The organism is Gracilimonas sp., assembly GCF_040218225.1.
Classification (GTDB): domain Bacteria; phylum Bacteroidota; class Rhodothermia; order Balneolales; family Balneolaceae; genus Gracilimonas.
This window is the reverse complement of the sequence record NZ_JAVJQO010000004.1, coordinates 354,593-371,988: the sequence shown is the minus strand read 5'-3', so window position 1 is coordinate 371,988 and position 17,396 is coordinate 354,593. Positions and strand designations below refer to the sequence as shown.

Genomic DNA, 17,396 nt, shown 5'->3' with positions numbered 1-17,396 from the left:
GGTTAGTGGTCGGTCAATTGATTTTTGCGCATGGCATCAGAAAGTTTGCCTGAATCCAGAATTTGCATGAAAGGCAGCAGGTTCTTCTCATTCGCGATTACGTAATCTGTTAACTCGGATACTACCACTTCTGCAAGCTGCTCTTTAGTCCAGGGTTTTGCAATATAATGATCGAGATCCGCTTTGTTAATGGCCAGAATAGTGTCTTCATGTCCGGCCTGACCTGTCACCAAAACCTTTTTACTTTTTGCGGCTTCAGGTATTTGTTGAAGATCGATCAAAAGGTCTACCCCATTTTGTCCGGGTAGCACATGGTCACATAAAATCAATCCGACTTTATGACCATGATCTAAAATATAGTCTATTACCTCCCGCGCCTCATTAGCATTGTTTGCCGACTCAACCGGAAAATACTCCTCAAATTTTTCCAGGTCTTTGATGAGCGCATCCATCACTTCCAGCTCATCCTCAACGATCAATATGTAGATTTTTTCGTCCATAATAGATTCCTCAATTTAAAATTAATGGCCAATAAAACAGCGCATAAAGAGTCACCATAATCAAACCTAAAATGCCAACAGCGAATCCAGCGCGAGTCATATGTTTGGTTTTCATGGTTCCGGTGCTCATGGCAATAGCGTTGGGTGGTGTCGAAATGGGTAACATCATGGCAAGACTGGCACTCACACCAATCACCAAACTAATAAGGACTAAGCTGAAGCCCTCTCCGGCTGCTCCCGAAGTAGCAAGACTCACCGCCAAAGGAATCAGCAGGGTTGCTGAAACAGTATTAGACAGGAAGTTCGACATAATTATGGCTACAAGGCTGAATGCTATTACAAGGAATATGGAGCTGAATATGCTCCAGTTTATACTGGTTATAATCCATTCGGCAAGACCGGTGCTCTCCATTGAAATTCCTAAAGAAATACCACCGGCAACCAGCCATAACACTTCCCAGGGGAGTTTGCGAATACGATCCTGATCTAAAATGCCAGTTAATGATAAAGCCGCAACAGGGAGCAGGGCTACTATGCTGCTGCCCACACCGTGAAGGGATTCAGTAACCCAAAGTAAAACAGTAATCCCAAAAATCAGATATACAAAGAGGGCTTCTTTATTTTTTTGAAATGAACCGCTAATATCAAGCTCAATTTTAGTTGAAGCTGGCTTGAACATCCAAAGCAGAATAAACCAACTGGCAATTAACACAACGGCTACAAGCGGAGCGGCAAGCAACATCCAATCCGTAAAAGCAATGTTAATACCCTGTGTAGAGAGGGCCCCAATAACCACGGCATTAGGTGGTGTTCCAATGGGTGTTGCTATTCCGCCGATATTAGCAGCAAAAGGAATGCTCAACGCCAGACCAATTCTGAGAGGATCGCCGGGTTGTGTGCGGGCAATTATGGGGAGAATAACGGTCATCATCATGGCGGTTGTGGCGGTGTTACTCATAAAGGCGGAAAGCAAAGCGGTAACCACCATTAATCCGAGAATGATGAATTTCGGGTTAGAGCCAAACGGCTTGAGTAATACCCGGGTTAAGTTTTTATCGAGATCAAACTTTACGGCCGCATCTGCCAGGACAAATCCTCCCAAAAATAGAATGATAATGGGATTGGCAAGGGTTCCGATAAATTCGGTGTAGGAGGTTGGGATATAATCTGCCGAAGCTTCCGGAAATAAGATGCCTTGCTTACTCAGGAAGAAAACCTGCAGCAAGATCACTAACATGGAAGTTGCGTAAATGGGAACCGGCTCAAGCATCCAGAAGATAGCCGCGATGCAGAAAATGCTCAGGGCAACGTGTCCGGCATCCGAAAGCCCTGGAATTTCTATCAAAAAGGGAACCAGAAAACCGATGAGGCCAATAATTATCGATGTGAGTTGTTTATATGTAGCGTTCATGAATGAAAGCATGTAATGAGTGAGTGATGCACAAAAGCTACCGGTTCAATACGAATTATTTGTGAAGAAAATAAATCGTTAACGAGGAATCTGGCTTTCAATAAAAGATTAATAATAGTACCATAAACTATGATTTTAGAACCAAGCATATTGTCAAAATTATCCTCGCTTGAACTTCGTGCAAAGAAGATTGTAGAAGGATTCATTTCAGGCCTTCATAAAAGTCCCTTTCATGGATTCAGCGTGGAATTTGCTGAACATCGTCCTTATAACCCGGGGGATGATTTTAAACATATCGATTGGAAAGTGTATGCAAAGAAAGAGCGGTTCTATGTGAAGCAGTATGAAGAGGAAACCAACCTTCGGGCTTATGTGATGCTCGACACGAGTTCGTCTATGCTGTTTAAGCATTTCGGGGAGTGGACAAAGTTACGTTATGGTATTCACTTTGCCGCATCGCTTATGTATATGATGCACCGGCAGCGGGATGCTTGCGGACTTATTCCGTTTAATTCCAAAATAGATGCTTTCATCCCTGCAAAGTCAACTTATGCACATCTTCGCCAAATTTATACCGAGCTGGAAAGGGAGCTGATTCGGGAAGAAAAGAAGGATCAGGAAAAGCGTAAGACCGCCTCAGCCCAGGCCATTCATGAAGTGGCAGAACGATTAAGTCACCGGAGCCTGGTGGTGATAATCACTGATCTATTTGAGAACATTGATGAACACGAAGAAATTATTTCGGCCCTGAAGCACCTTCGCCACCGAAAGCACGAGGTGTTACTATTCAATGTGCTGGAAAAGAAAAGCGAACGGGATCTGGATTTTCCAGATCGAAGGTTTGTATTTGAAGACATGGAATTAGACGGTGAAGTGGAAGTACTGCCCGCTCAGGTTCGCGAAGATTACCAGAAGAAAGTGGAAGAATACACCAAGAAATTCAGGATGGCCTGTAGTGAGTTTGAAATCGATTTCGCTGAAATGGATACACAAGGCCAGTTTGACCAGTCTTTGCTAGCCTATCTCATAAAGCGGAAGCGTTTGGGGTGAGTTCGTTAATCATTATTCGTGAATCGATTTCTCATAACGATTCATCAATAACGAACGAGACTACGTGACCTTCTGATTTTTCAAAATCTTATTCAACAGCGTTGGAGAAAACCGCTGTACCCAAAGGGCTAACTTTTCTTTAATTCCCGTCACGTAAATTTCTTCTTTCTGAGCCTTAATCTTTGGCATCACCTTGGATACCATTTCATCAGCCGTCATGGCTTTGGAGTGGGCATCTCCCATTTTATCAAATTTGGTTCCGTCTCCGGTTAAGGCATTTTTGGAGATGTTGGTTTTAATAAATCCGGGGCAGAGTAACGTGACTGCTACATTATGTTCATACATTTCCTGGCGAAGGGAATTAAAAAATCCCTGAACAGCGTGTTTACTTCCCGCATAACCTGAACGGAATTTGGTGCCAATTTTACCAGCCACACTGCTTGTTACAACAATGTGACCCGAATTTCGCTCCACCATATGTGGCAACACTTCTTTAGTCAATCCAACAGATCCAAAATAATTGATTTCCATCAGTCGCCGAAACGTGCTCATTTCAGATTCCATCACGGTTGACCGCTGGCTCACCCCTCCGTTATTAATCAGAACATCAATCTGACCAAATGCAGCTATGGCTTCGTTGGCCTTTTTGGGGAAAGAATCGCCATCCATCAAGTCCAGAAGTATAATTTTTACATTAGAGGTATCTTCTCCAAGACTGTTTTTTACATCTTCAAGAACCTCATGCCTCCGGGAAGATAAAATCAGGTTAGCCCCTTCTTTATAGAATGCCCGGGCAAAGGCTTCTCCTATTCCTGAAGAAGCTCCGGTAATCCAAACGGTTTTTCCTTGGTAATTCATGTGTAAATTCTGATTTTTGGAGGAAGTTAACATTTTCAGACCTTAATTAATCATGAGCAACAAACATACAATCCTGTTGGTGGAAGACGAGGAAGAATCGGGCGAAATGCTGGCGAACTTTCTCGAACTTAATAACTATGAGGTTCTCTGGGCCAAAGATGGCAAGAAGGCCATTGAGCTAATTGACGATAACGCCAACGACCTGCATCTGGCGATTCTCGACATTATGGTTCCGTATCACGATGGCAAAGAGATTTGCAGGCATATACGTAAGCACCCGGTGGTATATGAAATACCGGTTCTTTTCCTGACTGCCCGCGATGAAGAAAAAGATGAAATAGAGGGATTGGAACTCGGTGCTGATGACTACATCAAAAAGCCGGCAAGTCTGAACCTGGTTAAAGCACATGTTGAGACGCAGCTGCGCCGGCGATCTCCGGAAAAGAGTAATTGGATACAGTATGGACATGTGTATTTAGATCTGGATTCTAAGGAAATGTACATCAACGAAGAGCTCATGGATTTAACACATACCGAATACACCATTGCGGAAATGATATTCCAAAACCCAAAGCTGGTATATAGCCGGCAGCAGATTTTAGAGAAGATATCGGACGAGGAAAAATATGTGTTTGATCGGACTGTAGATGTACATGTTAAAAACCTCCGGTTAAAAATGGGTGACGAAGGTAAGTTGATTAAAACCTACCGGGGCGTGGGCTATGGTTTCAATAAAGAGTTTCTTCACGCATGAAAATCAGATCCAAACTGGCGTGGACGTATATCATCCTGCTTATTATCGGGATCATCACCATTAGTGCATATTCCATATTAACGATTCGAAGTTTTTTGTTAGATGAGGGTGTAGAGCAGTTTGAAAAAGACGCACTTTCGCTGGCGTTGGCAGCAGGGAGTTTCAAAGACAATGCACTTTTTGACGATAAAATCCAGCGGCAGGCTCAGCTGTCACGCTATGAGATGGCGGTTTATGATAAAAGCGGAATTCGTTTTCTAACCTTCCCTGACTATGCGTTCGAAGATGTTGCTCCATACCTGGAAGAAGATTTACTGTCACAACTGGAACGTGAAGATGGTGATCCTCTTATTCGCACTGATGAAAACCCTGAAAAACTTATTGCCTATGTTGATTTGGGGCAATCCGATAACGCAGCCCAATACCTGAGGATTAGCCAGGATAAGAGCCAATATTATGCAGCAGTAGCTAGTATCAGGCATATAATTTATGCAGGAATGTTTTTCTCCATTGGAGCTGTAATTATCGTTAGCATTTTATTTGCCCGCTATATGGCAGCGCCCATCCAGCGGCTGAATGAGGCCGCCCTCGATATTGCCAAAGGAAACCTGGATCGCAAAATTGATCTGAACAGGAATGATGAATTTGGGACGCTGGCCGACTCTTTAAACCATATGGCTGGAACGCTCCGTGCCGATAATGAGAAATTAAAGCGGCTCAATGAAAAGCAAAGTCAGTTTTTTGCAGACATAACCCATGAAGTCAGAAATCCGCTTCATACTATCTCGGGAGCGCTTGAAATGTTACAGCTGGAAAACCTTCAGCCCGAGAAGAAAAAGCAATACATGGTAACGGCTCAAAAGCAGATTAAGAGAGTGGCCCGGCTATTTGAGGATATCAAAACACTTCAGCGATATGACTTTGATGAGAGCTTTATCAACCGTGTAAATTTTGATTTAAAGGAAGTTGTTGATGAGGTAATGACGGTATATCAACCATTGGCGCAGGAAAAAGGACTCGCTTTAAAGGCTAAAAACCTGAAATCGTATACAGTAAATGCAGATCCCGATAAAATTGAACAGGTGATGGATAACCTGATTTCTAATGCGATTAAATATACACAAGAGGGAAAGGTCGAGGTTGGGTTTGAGCAAAAAGACGAACTCATTGAAGTGTCTGTGAAAGATACCGGTCCTGGAATAGGAAAAGAGCATTTGGAGCGCTTATTTGATCGTTTTTACCGCACAGATAAGGCACGTTCAAGGGATAAGGGTGGAACGGGTTTAGGATTGTCTGTTGTAAAAGGGATTTTGAACGCTCATCAAAGCGATATAAAGGTAGAGAGCGAAGAAGACTCAGGAAGCCGGTTTTATTTTAGGCTTCCACTCCATGAAAATAGCTAAATGAAAAAGCGGCCAGCGCTCCACCAGTAAGGGGTGCAAGCGTATATAGCAGAGAGTGAATAATAGAATTTCCACCCTGAATGAGATCGAAGCCTGCTGTTCCTATGGAGGTCGCAGGGTTTAAGATGCCTCCGGAAACCGGAGTCGCAACCATAAGCATTCCGCCAAAAGTAAGACCTATTGCTAAACCAGAAAGATTGGTTTTACGAAAGCTTTTGGTGATGGTAAGAGTGAGCATTACCAGTACAAAGATGAAAGTAAAAAGGACCTCAGCAAATGCTTGCTGGTATAAATTAGTAGTTGCAGGCGGTTCAACATAAAAAACAGAAGTGGAAAGAAAGAAAATAGCCGATGCTGCAACAAAAGCACCAAAAAGTTGGGCAATCAGGTATCCTGCAAACTCGGTAGCCGAAAGCCTTCTCTTTAAGAAAAATGCCAAAGAGACGGCAGGATTAAAATGGGCGCCTGAAACCCGGGAGCCTATATAAACCAAAGCCATTAAGGTTAAACCAATGGCGAGTGCATTTCCTGTAAAACCAAATACCAATACAAGAAAAAAGGCACCAACCGCTTCCATTACATATGAATGCATACCCTGATTGTTAGTCTTCAAAAAAATCTCCGAATATCCTTCCTTTCAACTGAAACTACCTGCCGAAAGCAGGAATTGCAAGAAGCCAAATGAGTATTTTTGTAAAAAATTCCTACAAATAAATCTAACTATTTGACTTCATATAGGCTTAGAAAAAGGATATTTTTTGACAAATAAAACTTTATTGATGGAATTACTTCAAAAATTAAAATCCCGCTGGGGAATAACCAGCAACGGGCAGGTACTGATAATCCTAATTGTATTTGCCTGCACGGGCTTTACGGCTCTTTATGCCAGACGTTTCGTTTTTAATTTAGTTGGTATTATCGACTCTGACCCTTTCTGGCTTAAGGCAATTGTTTGGCTTGTAACCATACTGCCGCTCTACAATATTTTTCTACTCATCTATGGGGCTTTATTTGGTCAGTTTGAGTTTTTCTGGGGATTCTTTAAAAAGATGATGAGTCGTTTAATACCAGGAAAATCAGGATCAGGAAGTTAGTTTGTCCCGTTCTTTTTTTGGAAGTTTGGCTACAACCAAATCATAGGAATGCTTAATAAGCTCTTTTAGGAAATCGTCTTCCAGCAGCCCCGTGGTGCTCACCGTATTCCAATGTTTTTTGTTCATGTGATAACCAGGTTTCACTTCCTCATATGCGGCGCGTAATTCAATAGCACGAACCGGATCGCACTTTAGGTTGATGCTCTCAAACGTTTCAATATCCGTTAAGGCAAACATTTTCCCCATCACCTTAAAAACGAGCGTGTCTTCACCAAATGGAAAGTCCTCAGAAACTCCGGGCAGAGAAAGACAGTAATTATAAAATCCCTCGATGTGCATACAGCGCTATTGTGTGAAAAATCAGGGTGTCTTAAACAGTTGTACACCAAATAAAATCCACCCAGTAATAAAGGCCACGCCTCCAATGGGTGTTATAGCCCCGAACCAGCTAATCCCAGACAAGCATAACACGTATAAACTTCCTGAAAAAATGAGAATCCCGGCCAAAATTAATGTGGCCGGCCAGGTTACTACGATTTGAAACTGAGTGCCAATCAAGGCAATCAACATTAAACCAAGAGCATGCCATGCATGATATTGAACAGCTGTTTGCCAGGTTTCAAGTCGCTCAGGAGTTAGGCTGCTTTTTAAGGCATGAGCGCCAAATGCTCCTGCAGCTACAGCGATGGCAAGCAAAAAAGCAGCAATTGCGATGATGATTTTAGGATTCGACATTTCGTTAATGGTTATTGGTGATTAGGTAAATAGATTTGCTGTCAAATTAACAAATCATCTATTAACGAATAACCAATAACGACACAGATTTACTCAGAAACAAAGCCAATTTTCTTATGGGTGCCATCGCAAAACGGCTTGGTTTGAGATCCTCCGCAACGACAAAAACTCATTTTTTTGCTGCAGGTTTCCGTTCCGGTTTCCTCTCCAACTAAGTCATAATTACCCTGAACCAGAAACGGAGCGTTATCAAATAGCTTGATGGAAAGTTCTCCGCCCTTTCCGTTCACAGGTTCTGTCCTGAGTCGTTCCACGTTATAGGTCGTATCGGCTTTAAATCCAGCTTCGATGTGAGAATTATCGCATAAGGGTTTGTTTTTTGACTTTCCGCATCGGCACATGGCAACCCGCGTATCTTGAAGCACTATGTTTTCATCCATATCTCGAATTACGACTTCACCATGTATATAAATGGGCCCATCTTTCTCTATGGTAATAACATTTTGTTCAGGAGGCTGCTCAGCCTTGTCCGATTTCATTAATTCATAGTGTAAAGCCCCAGTCGGACAGCGCTCAATAACTTCTATAAGGTCATCGGTTGAAGTATGCTCAGGCTGAATCCACGGTTTTTTCTTAGGATCAAAAACATTAGGCAGACCATGTACACATTCTTCAGCATGGATGCATCGCTCTTTATCCCAGCTAACTTCTATTTCGTCTGTTGAATATGAAAGTACTTTTTTCTTCATGATGAATTTCTTGTGTTAATGAATATCAGATTATAATGAAGCAGCTACATCAAACCAAGCTTGTTAATCTGAGCACAGGTCTTCAGCCTCTTTTAAGATGGTAGTTTTTTTAGAGTGACTAAATTGAAGTTCTTCAAGTATGCTTTTGTTAGCGAGAAGCTGCTCACAGTGAACTATATTTTTATTGAGTAACTTCATGGTTTCCTTTTTTGTAAGGCTTGAAAGAACGGTAACAGGGTGAATATGTGTCTTTTCAATGAGAGTGCGTAGTCCCTGCTTTTGAGGGTAGTCCCAGCTTAATAATTTCATCTGCATACACTCAGCATAATCCATGGCGTCTTTCGTGAAGCGAGTATTTGTAACTATGTAACTTGAGGGTTTCTTCTTTTTAAGCTTTGAATCTGCTGCCCAGGTATCAGACACATCCTGAAAGCGGGCTTGTACATATAAGGGAATAGTAACATTGCAGTGATGATCTTTTCTGTTATGAAATTTACATTCCATCATAAACACTTCACTCTCATCTTGTGCGATTACATCTATTTCATGGGAGACGCATTTGCCACGAACAACGGAGCCAACTTCTGTGCTATAACCAAGCTTGGTGAATATTTCAGAAATCAGCACTTCGAAAGGGTAACCTGACGGCCCAAGCTCAAGTAATGCTTCCTTTAGCTTGTAGCGACTGGCAACTCGATGAGAGTTTTGTTTAAGCATACGGTAAGCTTCCCGGTACAATTCTTTTGTTGTGATGCCATTCCTGAAAAACCCGTTTTCATCTAAATTATTGATCAGGAGTTTAATGGTTTGTGGCTGGGCACCGGCATTGCTCAGAGATTTTTTTAACTTAGATATACTAAATCTTTCCTCTTCACCGGTCGCTTTAATAACATTGAATGGTTCCATGGTAACTTCTGGTGAATATTATTCCGGAAAGTAATTAAAAGAAACGTCAGTATGAGTTCCAGAGTAACTGGAATATTTCCTAAAAGATAGCTTTTTAAAGGATAGTGATTACATTCATTCGAACGATTAAATAAAAGGGTGAGACATGAGCAAGCACGAAAAAATCGATTATGTAGAGTTCCCGTCATCTAATCTTGAGGCTACCAAGAAATTTTTTAGCAAAGCTTTTGGCTGGAAGTTCACGGACTATGGCCCGGAATATTGTGACTTTGCCAATGAAGGAATCAATGGCGGGTTCTTTAAATCAGAAAAGAAATCAACGACTGAAGCCGGAGGGGCCCTTGTAATTTTTTATAGCTCTGAGTTAGAGTCGACACAGCAAAAAGTTAAAGCAGCAGGCGGAAAAATCATAAAGGATATTTTTTCTTTTCCAGGCGGACGTCGCTTTCATTTCATTGAACCCAGCGGGAATGAGTTTGCGGTTTGGTCAGACAAGGGGGTCGAATAACCAAACAAGAATATTCAAGAACCAATATTCAAAGAGGTTTACTTCTTCAATCATCATTCAGTGTTGGATATTGAATATTCATAATCCAGTAAGTTTTTTTCCGAATTTTGTAACACATTTTTTGGCTGAATGCAGTTACTTCCACTTCTGTTTACATTGACACCATGGAAAAAATGACACTGCATATAAAAAATATGGTCTGTGGCCGCTGCGAGATGGTTATTGAGACGGCTCTCACTGCACTTGGGCTAGAAGTAAACCACGTACAACTCGGCAAAGCTGAAGTAACCCGCAATGGAGAACACCCAACTCTTCGGGAAATCGAAAAAGAATTGGATCGGTTTAACTTCGGTTTATTGAAAGATGACGACTCCATTCTTGTTGAAAAAGTAAAAACCACCCTGATTGAATGGGTGGAGTCCGGAAAGCTTGAAACCGATGAGACTTCACTGTCTGATTTTCTGGCTACACACCTGGCTAAAAGTTATGCTACCATTTCCCGTGCTTTTTCAAAGAAAGAAGAAGTTACCATTGAGAAGTACTTCATCCGGCTCAAAATTGAAAAAGCCAAAGAACGGGTGGAATACGGAAATCTTAGCTTCAGCGAAATTGCCTACCAGCTGGGGTATAAAAATCTTCAGCACTTGTCCCGGCAATTTAAAGAGATTACGGGCATGAGTATGAGTGACTATCAGAAGCTGCAAAACCCAGAGCGAAAAGCCCTCGATAAAATTTAGAAGCATTCATGATAGAATCCCTGTTTACAGAGCCCTGGTGGATGTACGCAGCTGTCTTCTTTGCAGGGATGGGTGCTTACATCATTTCTGTGATTTCAGGCGGTGGCGGCTCACTCCTTTTGATTCCTGCCATTAATTTTATGTTTGGCCCGAAAGTAGTGGCGCCTATAATCAACCTTGGAGATTTGATTGGTCGTCCTTCACGGCTCATTATTTTCTGGGATGATATCAGGTGGGATGTTGTCAGGTGGTATGCCCCGGCTGCTGTGGTCGGTGTGTTAATCGCTGGGTGGCTGTTCACCAAGGTAGAGGCAAGCTGGTTTCAGGTTATTATTGGTGTCTTTTTGGTGAGCACGGTTTTTCAATATCGGTTTGGGAAAAAAGAACGCACCTTCAGAATGAAGAAGTGGTACTGGCTTCCGCTTGGGGTGGGAGTGGCTTCCATTTCAACTATCGTGGGCGGACTTGGCCCGGTACTTAATCCGTTTTACCTCAACGCAGGGATTCTGAAAGAAGAAATGATCGCTACCAAAACAGCCAATTCCTTTTTTATGGGGATTGTACAGATTGGAACGTATTCTTTTTTAGGAGCGCTATACGGCGACTTATGGATATTGGGAATCGTGTTAGGGTTGGGAGCCACAGCAGGAAACCTGGTTGGGAAAAAGCTACTAAGTTCTATGACCGATGATACCTTCCGAAAATACGTGCTGGTCGTTATGGTTATAAGTGGATCTTACATGATTTTATCTAAAACAGGATTACTATGAAATGGCTCAAATTAAAAATCCCGCCGGCACTTCTTTTCTTGATATGCATCGGGTTGATGTGGGGTTTAGATAAGCGGCTCAATTTTGAACCAACAACTTTTGACTTTCCGGATTGGTTGTTTGGCGGCCTTGTTCTGGTTGGTGGTTCGATTGTACTTCTTGGGGTGATTGAATTCAGTCGAAAATCAACCACGGTTAATCCACATAAGCCACAGAATACCACTGCACTTGTCAAATCAGGAATCTACCGCTTTACCCGAAACCCGATGTATCTCGGCATGGTGTTTATTCTTTTGGCCGGGGTTATGAAATTTGGAAACGGGCTCACCATGTTGATCCCTGCGTTATTTATTTGGTACATGAATATATTCCAGGTTCAACCCGAAGAAGAAATGATGGAGCAAAAGTTTGGGAAGGAGTTTGTGGAGTACAAAGAGGAAGTCCGGCGCTGGATTTGAAGTATCTAAAAATTAACAAGCATCACAGCAAGAAACCGCAGCAAGTTCAGGCTCCGAAACTTTATTCCCTTTCCTGAATAAGTCGAATATTGAACCATCTTCAGAAAATTTGTTTTGAACCCGGATTGCATTGGCAATCGCGATAAGGGCAACGCCTACATCAGCAAAAATAGCCTCCCACATCGAGGCCAGGCCGGCGGCTGCAAGCCCCATTACCAACACTTTGATGCCCAGGGCAAAGCCAATGTTTTGCCATACAATTTTATGGGTGAATCGGGATATATCTATGGCTTTTCCCACTTTGGAGGGCTGATCGGTTTGAATGACCACATCGGCTGTATCGATGGTAGCATCAGAACCAATACCGCCCATGGCAATACCTACATCAGCCAGAGTAATTACCGGCGCATCATTCACTCCGTCTCCCATAAAGCCCACGATATTGCCTTTGCCAAGGGCTTCTTCCACCCTCTCATATTTTTCATCAGGAAGAAGTCCGCCATAGGCTTCATCAATCCCAAGCTCATTGGCTACAAAAGAAACCACTTCAGGGTTATCACCGGAAAGCATGACCAATCGCTGAATTCCTTTTGCCTTGAGATCTTCGATGGCTCGCTTGCTGTCTTCTTTAACCCGGTCGGATATAGTTATGGTGCCTGCGTGTTCTCCATCTATGGCTACATGTACAAAAGTATAAGGTTTGGAGTAGTTGGCGTTCGAGATTTCCACATCGTGTTCTGCCAGCAAATCATGGTTTCCAACTAAAACTTGTTGCTGGTTGATCATGCCTTTTAGTCCTTTCCCCGAAACTTCCTGCTGGTTTTCGACTTCGTGAAGGGTTTGTCCGTTTTTAAAGGCAAGAATAGCCTTTCCAATCGGGTGAGTGGAGTGTTGTTCAAGAGAAGCTGCGATGCCAATGATTTCATCACTGCTGACCCCGTTATGAGTGATGACATCCTGCACCTCAAAGGAGCCTTCTGTGAGGGTTCCGGTTTTATCCATGAACAACGTATTCATCTTTCGAAGCTGATCCAGGTAGTCAGAGCCCTTCAATAAGATTCCATTTCTTGAAGCCGCACCAATGCCGCCAAAATAGCCCAGCGGGATGGAAATCACCAATCCACATGGGCAGGAGACAACAAGAAAAACGAGTGCTTTATAAAACCATTCCTGAAATACATAAGACTCAACAAAAAGGTAAGGCAGAAAAGTGACCGCAACAGCCAGCCATACGACGATGGGCGTATAAACTTTAGCAAACCTTGTCATGAAGCGCTGAGTGGGCGCTTTACGTTGTGAGGCTTCCTGCACCATCTCCAGGATGTGTGATAATTTGGTGTCTTTAAAACTACTGGTTACCTTAATTCTTACAGGAGTGTTCTGGTTGATGGATCCGGCCCAAATCTCCTCCCCAGAAGTCCGGTTCATGGGCTTCGATTCGCCGGTCAGTGCAGCCGTATTAAAGGAAGCTTTTTCTGAAAGCAGCTCTCCATCCAGAGGGACTTTTTCACCCGGCCTGACCTGAATGACATCACCAATATTAACTTGTGAAGGATGAACCATTAAGGTTGCTCCGTTTCGCTCTACCGTGGCTATATCCGGTTGCTGATCAAGCAACTTTTGAATAGAATGACGGGCCTTGGTAACCGCCCCGTGCTGCGCATATTCTCCAATCATATAGAACAGCATTACCGCTACTCCCTCAGCATATTCTCCCAGAGCAAACGCTCCGACTGTGGCAATGCCCATCAGGAAGAATTCACTGAAAACGGTCCCTTTTCTCATTGACTGCCAGGCTTTTATCCATACCGGTCCGCCCACAAAAAGGTAGGAAAGCACAAAAAGAGGGATATACACAAACTCCTGACTTGGAAATGATAAGGCATGCTGAACAACCAGCGCTAAAATCAAAAAAACGGAGGCAACGGCTACTTCTTTGTATTTTTTTAGGAATGAAATCATGGATAAAAACTTAGTTCATCCTAAAATAGCCTTAGCCAGACTTCTTGTATTGCAGTATTCTGTAATTCTTGTGCAGGATTTTGTCAGAGTTTGTCAATGGAGATGCGTTTATTCTCTTTCACGTCCTTGAAATGTGATGGGGATAGACCGGTCTCTTTCTTGAACTGCCGGGAAAAATGCTGCTGACTACTATATCCTAATTCGTAAGCAATTTCTGTGAGGCTTTGCTCTCCATAAACGATGAGTTCTTTAGCCCGCTCTATTTTTTGTAAGATATAATAACGTTCAATGGATTTGCCCTCCACATTAGAAAAAAGCCGGCTGAGTTGCTGGTAGTCTTTGTTGATTTTTTTAGAGAGGTAATCCGAAAGGTTGCCCTCTAACTCCTGGTCAGTACGAACCAGTTTTACAATAAGCTGTTTGATCTGCTCTACAATACGGCTTCCTTTATCGTTGATAATTTCAAAACCATTATTTCTTACCACCTGTATTAGGCGTTCATATTCGTTTTGGGTAACGGGATTTGATAGGGTGAGAAGACCAAGCTCAATTTTCTGAATTTCAAAATCAGCGGCCAGTAGTTTTTCTTCCAGAACTTCTGCACAATGGCTGCACACCATGTTTTTTATGTGAAAGTGTTTTTCATTCATACCATCTAAACTTATTAAAGCGGGGAGTTCGTTCAAATAATGAACTTACTTAAGATCCTGCTCAAATAAGGTAAGGTTATTTAAGCTCTGAATGGTATGCGGGTGAGACTCGCCCAAGATTTCTTTTCTGATTTCATAGGCTTCTTGTAATAGCTTTCCGGCGCGATCCCTGTTATTGCGGGCTCTCTCGATCAGCCCAAGGTTATTCAGGCTCCAGGCAGTTTCAAAATGGTTTCGGCCCAGCGTTTGATCTCTTATTTCGACTGCACGTTCGGTAAAACTGGCCGCTTCATCAAGATTACCCTGAACAAAAGTAACCCAGCCGAGACTGTGCAGGGTTTGAGCGATCACTTTTCTGGAGGCATTGGGGGCGTTGCTTTCATGAAGTTCTTCTCTTAAGCTGAGTGCAGCTCTGAAAAGGCTGTCTGATTTTTGTGCATCATTGTTTGAAAAATGAATCCAAGCCAGATTTTGTAGCACGTTAGAGTACAAGATAGTTTCGGTCATTTGGGCAGATTCATAACCGGACTGGGCAATACTTAGAATAGAGTCGGCCTTTGAAGTTTTACCTTGGATAAACCAGGTCCACCCCAATGCTTCCATGGTATTTCCGAGCGAGGCAAACTCAATGTCAGGACTGTTTTGTTTTTGTTCTAATGCCTGAATGAAATAGCCTTCTGATTTGGAGTAGTTTCCCCGATCCCGGTAAAAATCACCTAAGTTGTGATAACAAGAAGCCAGTAGATGTTTTTCGGGATGATCTGAAGGAAGCTCTTCTCTGATAGAAGCAACTTCTAAATACAGTGCTTCAGCCTTATCCAGATTTCCAAGATTGTGATGAATACGAGCCACGGTCTCGAGCAAGTTCGCCTGTACATCGGGGTAGTCCCCAAGATCCCGGTGAATGTATTCAACGCCATCATCAAGAAACTGGTTGGAAGTGATGGCCGTTTCATTATCGCGGGTATAGTCAGCATTCTCAAATACGCCCGACATAAAGGCACTGGTAATTCGCGCTTTTTCAGCTTCTTCAAGAGCTTTATCCCTTTCTGATGAAATGGTTCGAAGGTGATAAAACAGAAAGGAAGTCGCTGCTAAAATCACAAAGCCCACAATAGCAGCGATCCTTTGATTTCGTTTTAAAAACTTTGTGATCCGATATGAAATCCCATTATATGCTGCTTTTACCGGATAGTGCTGCTGAAAATTGAGCAAATCCTCAAAGAGCTCATTTGTGGTAGCATAGCGTTTCTTTGGATCTTTTTGAAGGGCCTTCAGAATAATGGATTCAAGATCACGACTGATGGTAGCAGGAAGTGGGGCGGGATGTTCATTGAGGATTTTTTCTTTGACTTCAGACCGGTTCAATCCAGAGAGATCAAAAGGTTTTTTCCCGGCAATTAGCTCGTATGCAATCAGCCCGATGTTGTACACATCCGAAGTCGTGGAAATGACATCATTACGAACCTGTTCAGGAGAGGCATACTGTAAGCTCATCAATTGTGCGGTAGAATCTGTGGCATTGTAATCTTCCAAAAGCCGGGCAATTCCGAAGTCCAGAACTTTCAGTTCACCCCGTTCATCAACTAATACATTAGAGGGCTTAATGTCTTGATGTACTACCAAATTCTGATGGGCATACTGGACAGTTGAGCACAATTTTTTGATCAACTCAATCCGTTCGGAAAGCCCTGAATTTTTATCTTCACAATACTCAGTAATAGGTTTTCCGGAAATAAGCTCCATAACCAGATAAGGCCGGCCGGCCTCACTAACACCGCCATCAAATAATACGGCAATATTGGGGTGATTTAGTTTGGCTAATATCTGTCGCTCCTGCCGGAAGCGGTTCAGCATTCCTTCAGAAGTAAAATATTCACTTACCACTTTGATAGCCACAGATCGCTCGAACTCACCATCTGCACGATGTGCTTTATACACCATGCCCATGCCACCCTGCCCGATAACTTCCGAAACCTGATATTTTCCTATCCGGAAAGGAGTGAATTGATCAGACAAAGTCTGGTTATAGTTATGGAGCAGTGTTTCGTTTAACCCTTTCTTTGATTTCCAGAATGCATCACTTTTAGGTAGGGTTTCTAACAAGGCCAGAATCTCATCAGCCAGAATAGCATCCTCCCCGCAGGTTTCCCGCACGTAATCGGAACGTGTTTCTTCCCGGAGGCTCAGGGCTGTATCCAGAATTTTATTAATCGTATGCCAGCGTTGTTCATCCATTTTATCGGTATGCGTAAAAAAATCCGGAACACCTCAGTCTTTTTGTTCAGTAATAAACTGGTAAAGCCAAAGCTTTGCTTTTTTCCACTCGCGATCGATGGTACTGGTGGAAACACTCATTACCTCTGCGGTTTCAGGGATGCTCAATCCGCCAAAAAAATGAAGTTCGGTTACTTTCGACATGCGTTTGTCCAGATCAGCGAGCTTGCTGAGGGCTTCATCAATATGTATGATGTCTGAAGCGGTAGCAGCATCAGCGGCGAGATTTTCATCGAGGGTGATTGCTTTTTCTCCGCCCCCCCGTTTCTCACTGTTTTTCTTTCGGGCATGGTCAACAAGAATTTGCCGCATACATCGGGAGGCAATGCTGTAAAAGTGATTTCGGTCGGATGCGTTAACCCGGGTTTGATCGGCCATCTTTAAAAAGACCTCGTGAACCAGCTCGGTGCGCTGAAGGGTGAATTCATTATTCTCTTTTATGATGTGAGCCTTCGCTATATTCTTTAAGTGCTGGTAAACGAGTGGAAATATTTCTTCGGGAGCTTCTTTATCGCCCTCTCTCCAGTCGATGAGTAATTCTGTTACATCCCTTTTCACATCCGGAAAATTTATT

General features: G+C 42.8%; 20 protein-coding genes. 8 read left to right on the top strand and 12 right to left on the bottom strand.

What is annotated here, in order from left to right; all coding sequences use genetic code 11:
- Positions 1-2: 2 nt before the first annotated feature.
- The gene (locus RIB15_RS05650) at positions 3-500 is read right to left on the bottom strand and encodes a response regulator (protein ID WP_350201177.1); all 498 of its coding nucleotides are present in this window, start codon (positions 498-500) and stop codon (positions 3-5) included.
- A gap of 10 nt (positions 501-510) precedes the next feature.
- A complete protein-coding gene (locus RIB15_RS05645) occupies positions 511-1,923 on the bottom strand; it encodes an SLC13 family permease (RefSeq protein ID WP_350201176.1) in 1,413 nt (470 codons plus the stop codon).
- Between the two features lie 138 nt (positions 1,924-2,061).
- On the opposite strand from RIB15_RS05645, the gene RIB15_RS05640 reads away from it, so the two are divergent.
- Positions 2,062-2,961 carry a DUF58 domain-containing protein gene (locus RIB15_RS05640; protein WP_350201175.1) on the top strand — a complete coding sequence of 300 codons (900 nt, stop codon included), beginning with the start codon at positions 2,062-2,064 and terminating at the stop codon, positions 2,959-2,961.
- A 60-nt stretch (positions 2,962-3,021) separates the two neighbouring features.
- Here RIB15_RS05640 and RIB15_RS05635 read toward each other — a convergent pair whose 3' ends face one another.
- On the bottom strand, positions 3,022-3,819 hold the full coding sequence (locus tag RIB15_RS05635) for an SDR family oxidoreductase (protein ID WP_350201174.1): 798 nt from the start codon (positions 3,817-3,819) through the stop codon (positions 3,022-3,024).
- Between the two features lie 52 nt (positions 3,820-3,871).
- Here RIB15_RS05635 and RIB15_RS05630 point away from each other — a divergent pair, with 52 nt between their 5' ends.
- On the top strand, positions 3,872-4,573 hold the full coding sequence (locus RIB15_RS05630; RefSeq protein WP_350201173.1) for a response regulator transcription factor: 702 nt from the start codon (positions 3,872-3,874) through the stop codon (positions 4,571-4,573).
- Entirely contained in the window at positions 4,570-5,976 is a 1,407-nt protein-coding gene (locus RIB15_RS05625) for a sensor histidine kinase (RefSeq protein ID WP_350201172.1), read from the top strand. The genes RIB15_RS05630 and RIB15_RS05625 overlap by 4 nt, the downstream gene beginning before the upstream one ends.
- On the opposite strand, the gene RIB15_RS05620 is transcribed toward RIB15_RS05625, so the two are convergent.
- Complete coding sequence (locus RIB15_RS05620; RefSeq protein WP_350201171.1) at positions 5,948-6,568, bottom strand: MIP/aquaporin family protein; 621 nt, start codon at positions 6,566-6,568, stop codon at positions 5,948-5,950. The two genes, RIB15_RS05625 and RIB15_RS05620, sit on opposite strands and share 29 nt — an antisense overlap.
- Positions 6,569-6,755: 187 nt before the next feature.
- Here RIB15_RS05620 and RIB15_RS05615 point away from each other — a divergent pair, with 187 nt between their 5' ends.
- A complete protein-coding gene (locus RIB15_RS05615; RefSeq protein WP_350201170.1) occupies positions 6,756-7,070 on the top strand; it encodes a DUF6787 family protein in 315 nt (104 codons plus the stop codon).
- Here the strand turns inward: RIB15_RS05615 and RIB15_RS05610 are convergent.
- The 4 genes from RIB15_RS05610 to RIB15_RS05595 form a co-directional block, all read right to left on the bottom strand.
- Entirely contained in the window at positions 7,059-7,409 is a 351-nt protein-coding gene (locus RIB15_RS05610) for an MmcQ/YjbR family DNA-binding protein (RefSeq protein ID WP_350201169.1), read from the bottom strand. The two genes, RIB15_RS05615 and RIB15_RS05610, sit on opposite strands and share 12 nt — an antisense overlap.
- A gap of 21 nt (positions 7,410-7,430) precedes the next feature.
- Positions 7,431-7,805, bottom strand: coding sequence for a DUF423 domain-containing protein (locus RIB15_RS05605; RefSeq protein ID WP_350201168.1), 375 nt, complete (start codon positions 7,803-7,805; stop codon positions 7,431-7,433).
- Positions 7,806-7,894: 89 nt separating this feature from the next.
- Positions 7,895-8,554 carry a CDGSH iron-sulfur domain-containing protein gene (locus RIB15_RS05600; RefSeq protein WP_350201167.1) on the bottom strand — a complete coding sequence of 220 codons (660 nt, stop codon included), beginning with the start codon at positions 8,552-8,554 and terminating at the stop codon, positions 7,895-7,897.
- Between the two features lie 63 nt (positions 8,555-8,617).
- Positions 8,618-9,460, bottom strand: a complete 843-nt coding sequence (locus RIB15_RS05595) for a restriction endonuclease (protein WP_350201166.1) — start codon at positions 9,458-9,460, stop codon at positions 8,618-8,620.
- A 145-nt stretch (positions 9,461-9,605) separates the two neighbouring features.
- Here RIB15_RS05595 and RIB15_RS05590 point away from each other — a divergent pair, with 145 nt between their 5' ends.
- From RIB15_RS05590 to RIB15_RS05575, 4 genes are all read left to right on the top strand, one after another.
- Entirely contained in the window at positions 9,606-9,968 is a 363-nt protein-coding gene (locus RIB15_RS05590; RefSeq protein WP_350201165.1) for a VOC family protein, read from the top strand.
- Between the two features lie 164 nt (positions 9,969-10,132).
- Positions 10,133-10,705, top strand: a complete 573-nt coding sequence (locus RIB15_RS05585; protein ID WP_350201164.1) for an AraC family transcriptional regulator — start codon at positions 10,133-10,135, stop codon at positions 10,703-10,705.
- Between the two features lie 8 nt (positions 10,706-10,713).
- A complete protein-coding gene (locus tag RIB15_RS05580; RefSeq protein ID WP_350201163.1) occupies positions 10,714-11,475 on the top strand; it encodes a sulfite exporter TauE/SafE family protein in 762 nt (253 codons plus the stop codon).
- Positions 11,472-11,933, top strand: coding sequence for a methyltransferase family protein (locus RIB15_RS05575; RefSeq protein ID WP_350201162.1), 462 nt, complete (start codon positions 11,472-11,474; stop codon positions 11,931-11,933). Before RIB15_RS05580 ends, RIB15_RS05575 begins: the two co-directional genes overlap by 4 nt.
- Before the next feature lie 12 nt (positions 11,934-11,945).
- Here the strand turns inward: RIB15_RS05575 and RIB15_RS05570 are convergent, their stop codons facing one another.
- The 4 genes from RIB15_RS05570 to RIB15_RS05555 form a co-directional block, all read right to left on the bottom strand.
- Positions 11,946-13,895: a heavy metal translocating P-type ATPase gene (locus tag RIB15_RS05570; protein WP_350201161.1), complete on the bottom strand. Its 1,950-nt coding sequence runs from the start codon at positions 13,893-13,895 to the stop codon at positions 11,946-11,948.
- An 83-nt stretch (positions 13,896-13,978) separates the two neighbouring features.
- Positions 13,979-14,545 carry a helix-turn-helix domain-containing protein gene (locus RIB15_RS05565; RefSeq protein ID WP_350201160.1) on the bottom strand — a complete coding sequence of 189 codons (567 nt, stop codon included), beginning with the start codon at positions 14,543-14,545 and terminating at the stop codon, positions 13,979-13,981.
- Between the two features lie 45 nt (positions 14,546-14,590).
- Entirely contained in the window at positions 14,591-16,783 is a 2,193-nt protein-coding gene (locus RIB15_RS05560) for a protein kinase domain-containing protein (RefSeq protein WP_350201159.1), read from the bottom strand.
- 33 nt (positions 16,784-16,816) lie between these two features.
- Positions 16,817-17,380, bottom strand: coding sequence for a sigma-70 family RNA polymerase sigma factor (locus RIB15_RS05555; RefSeq protein WP_350201158.1), 564 nt, complete (start codon positions 17,378-17,380; stop codon positions 16,817-16,819).
- Between the last annotated feature and the right edge of the window lie 16 nt (positions 17,381-17,396).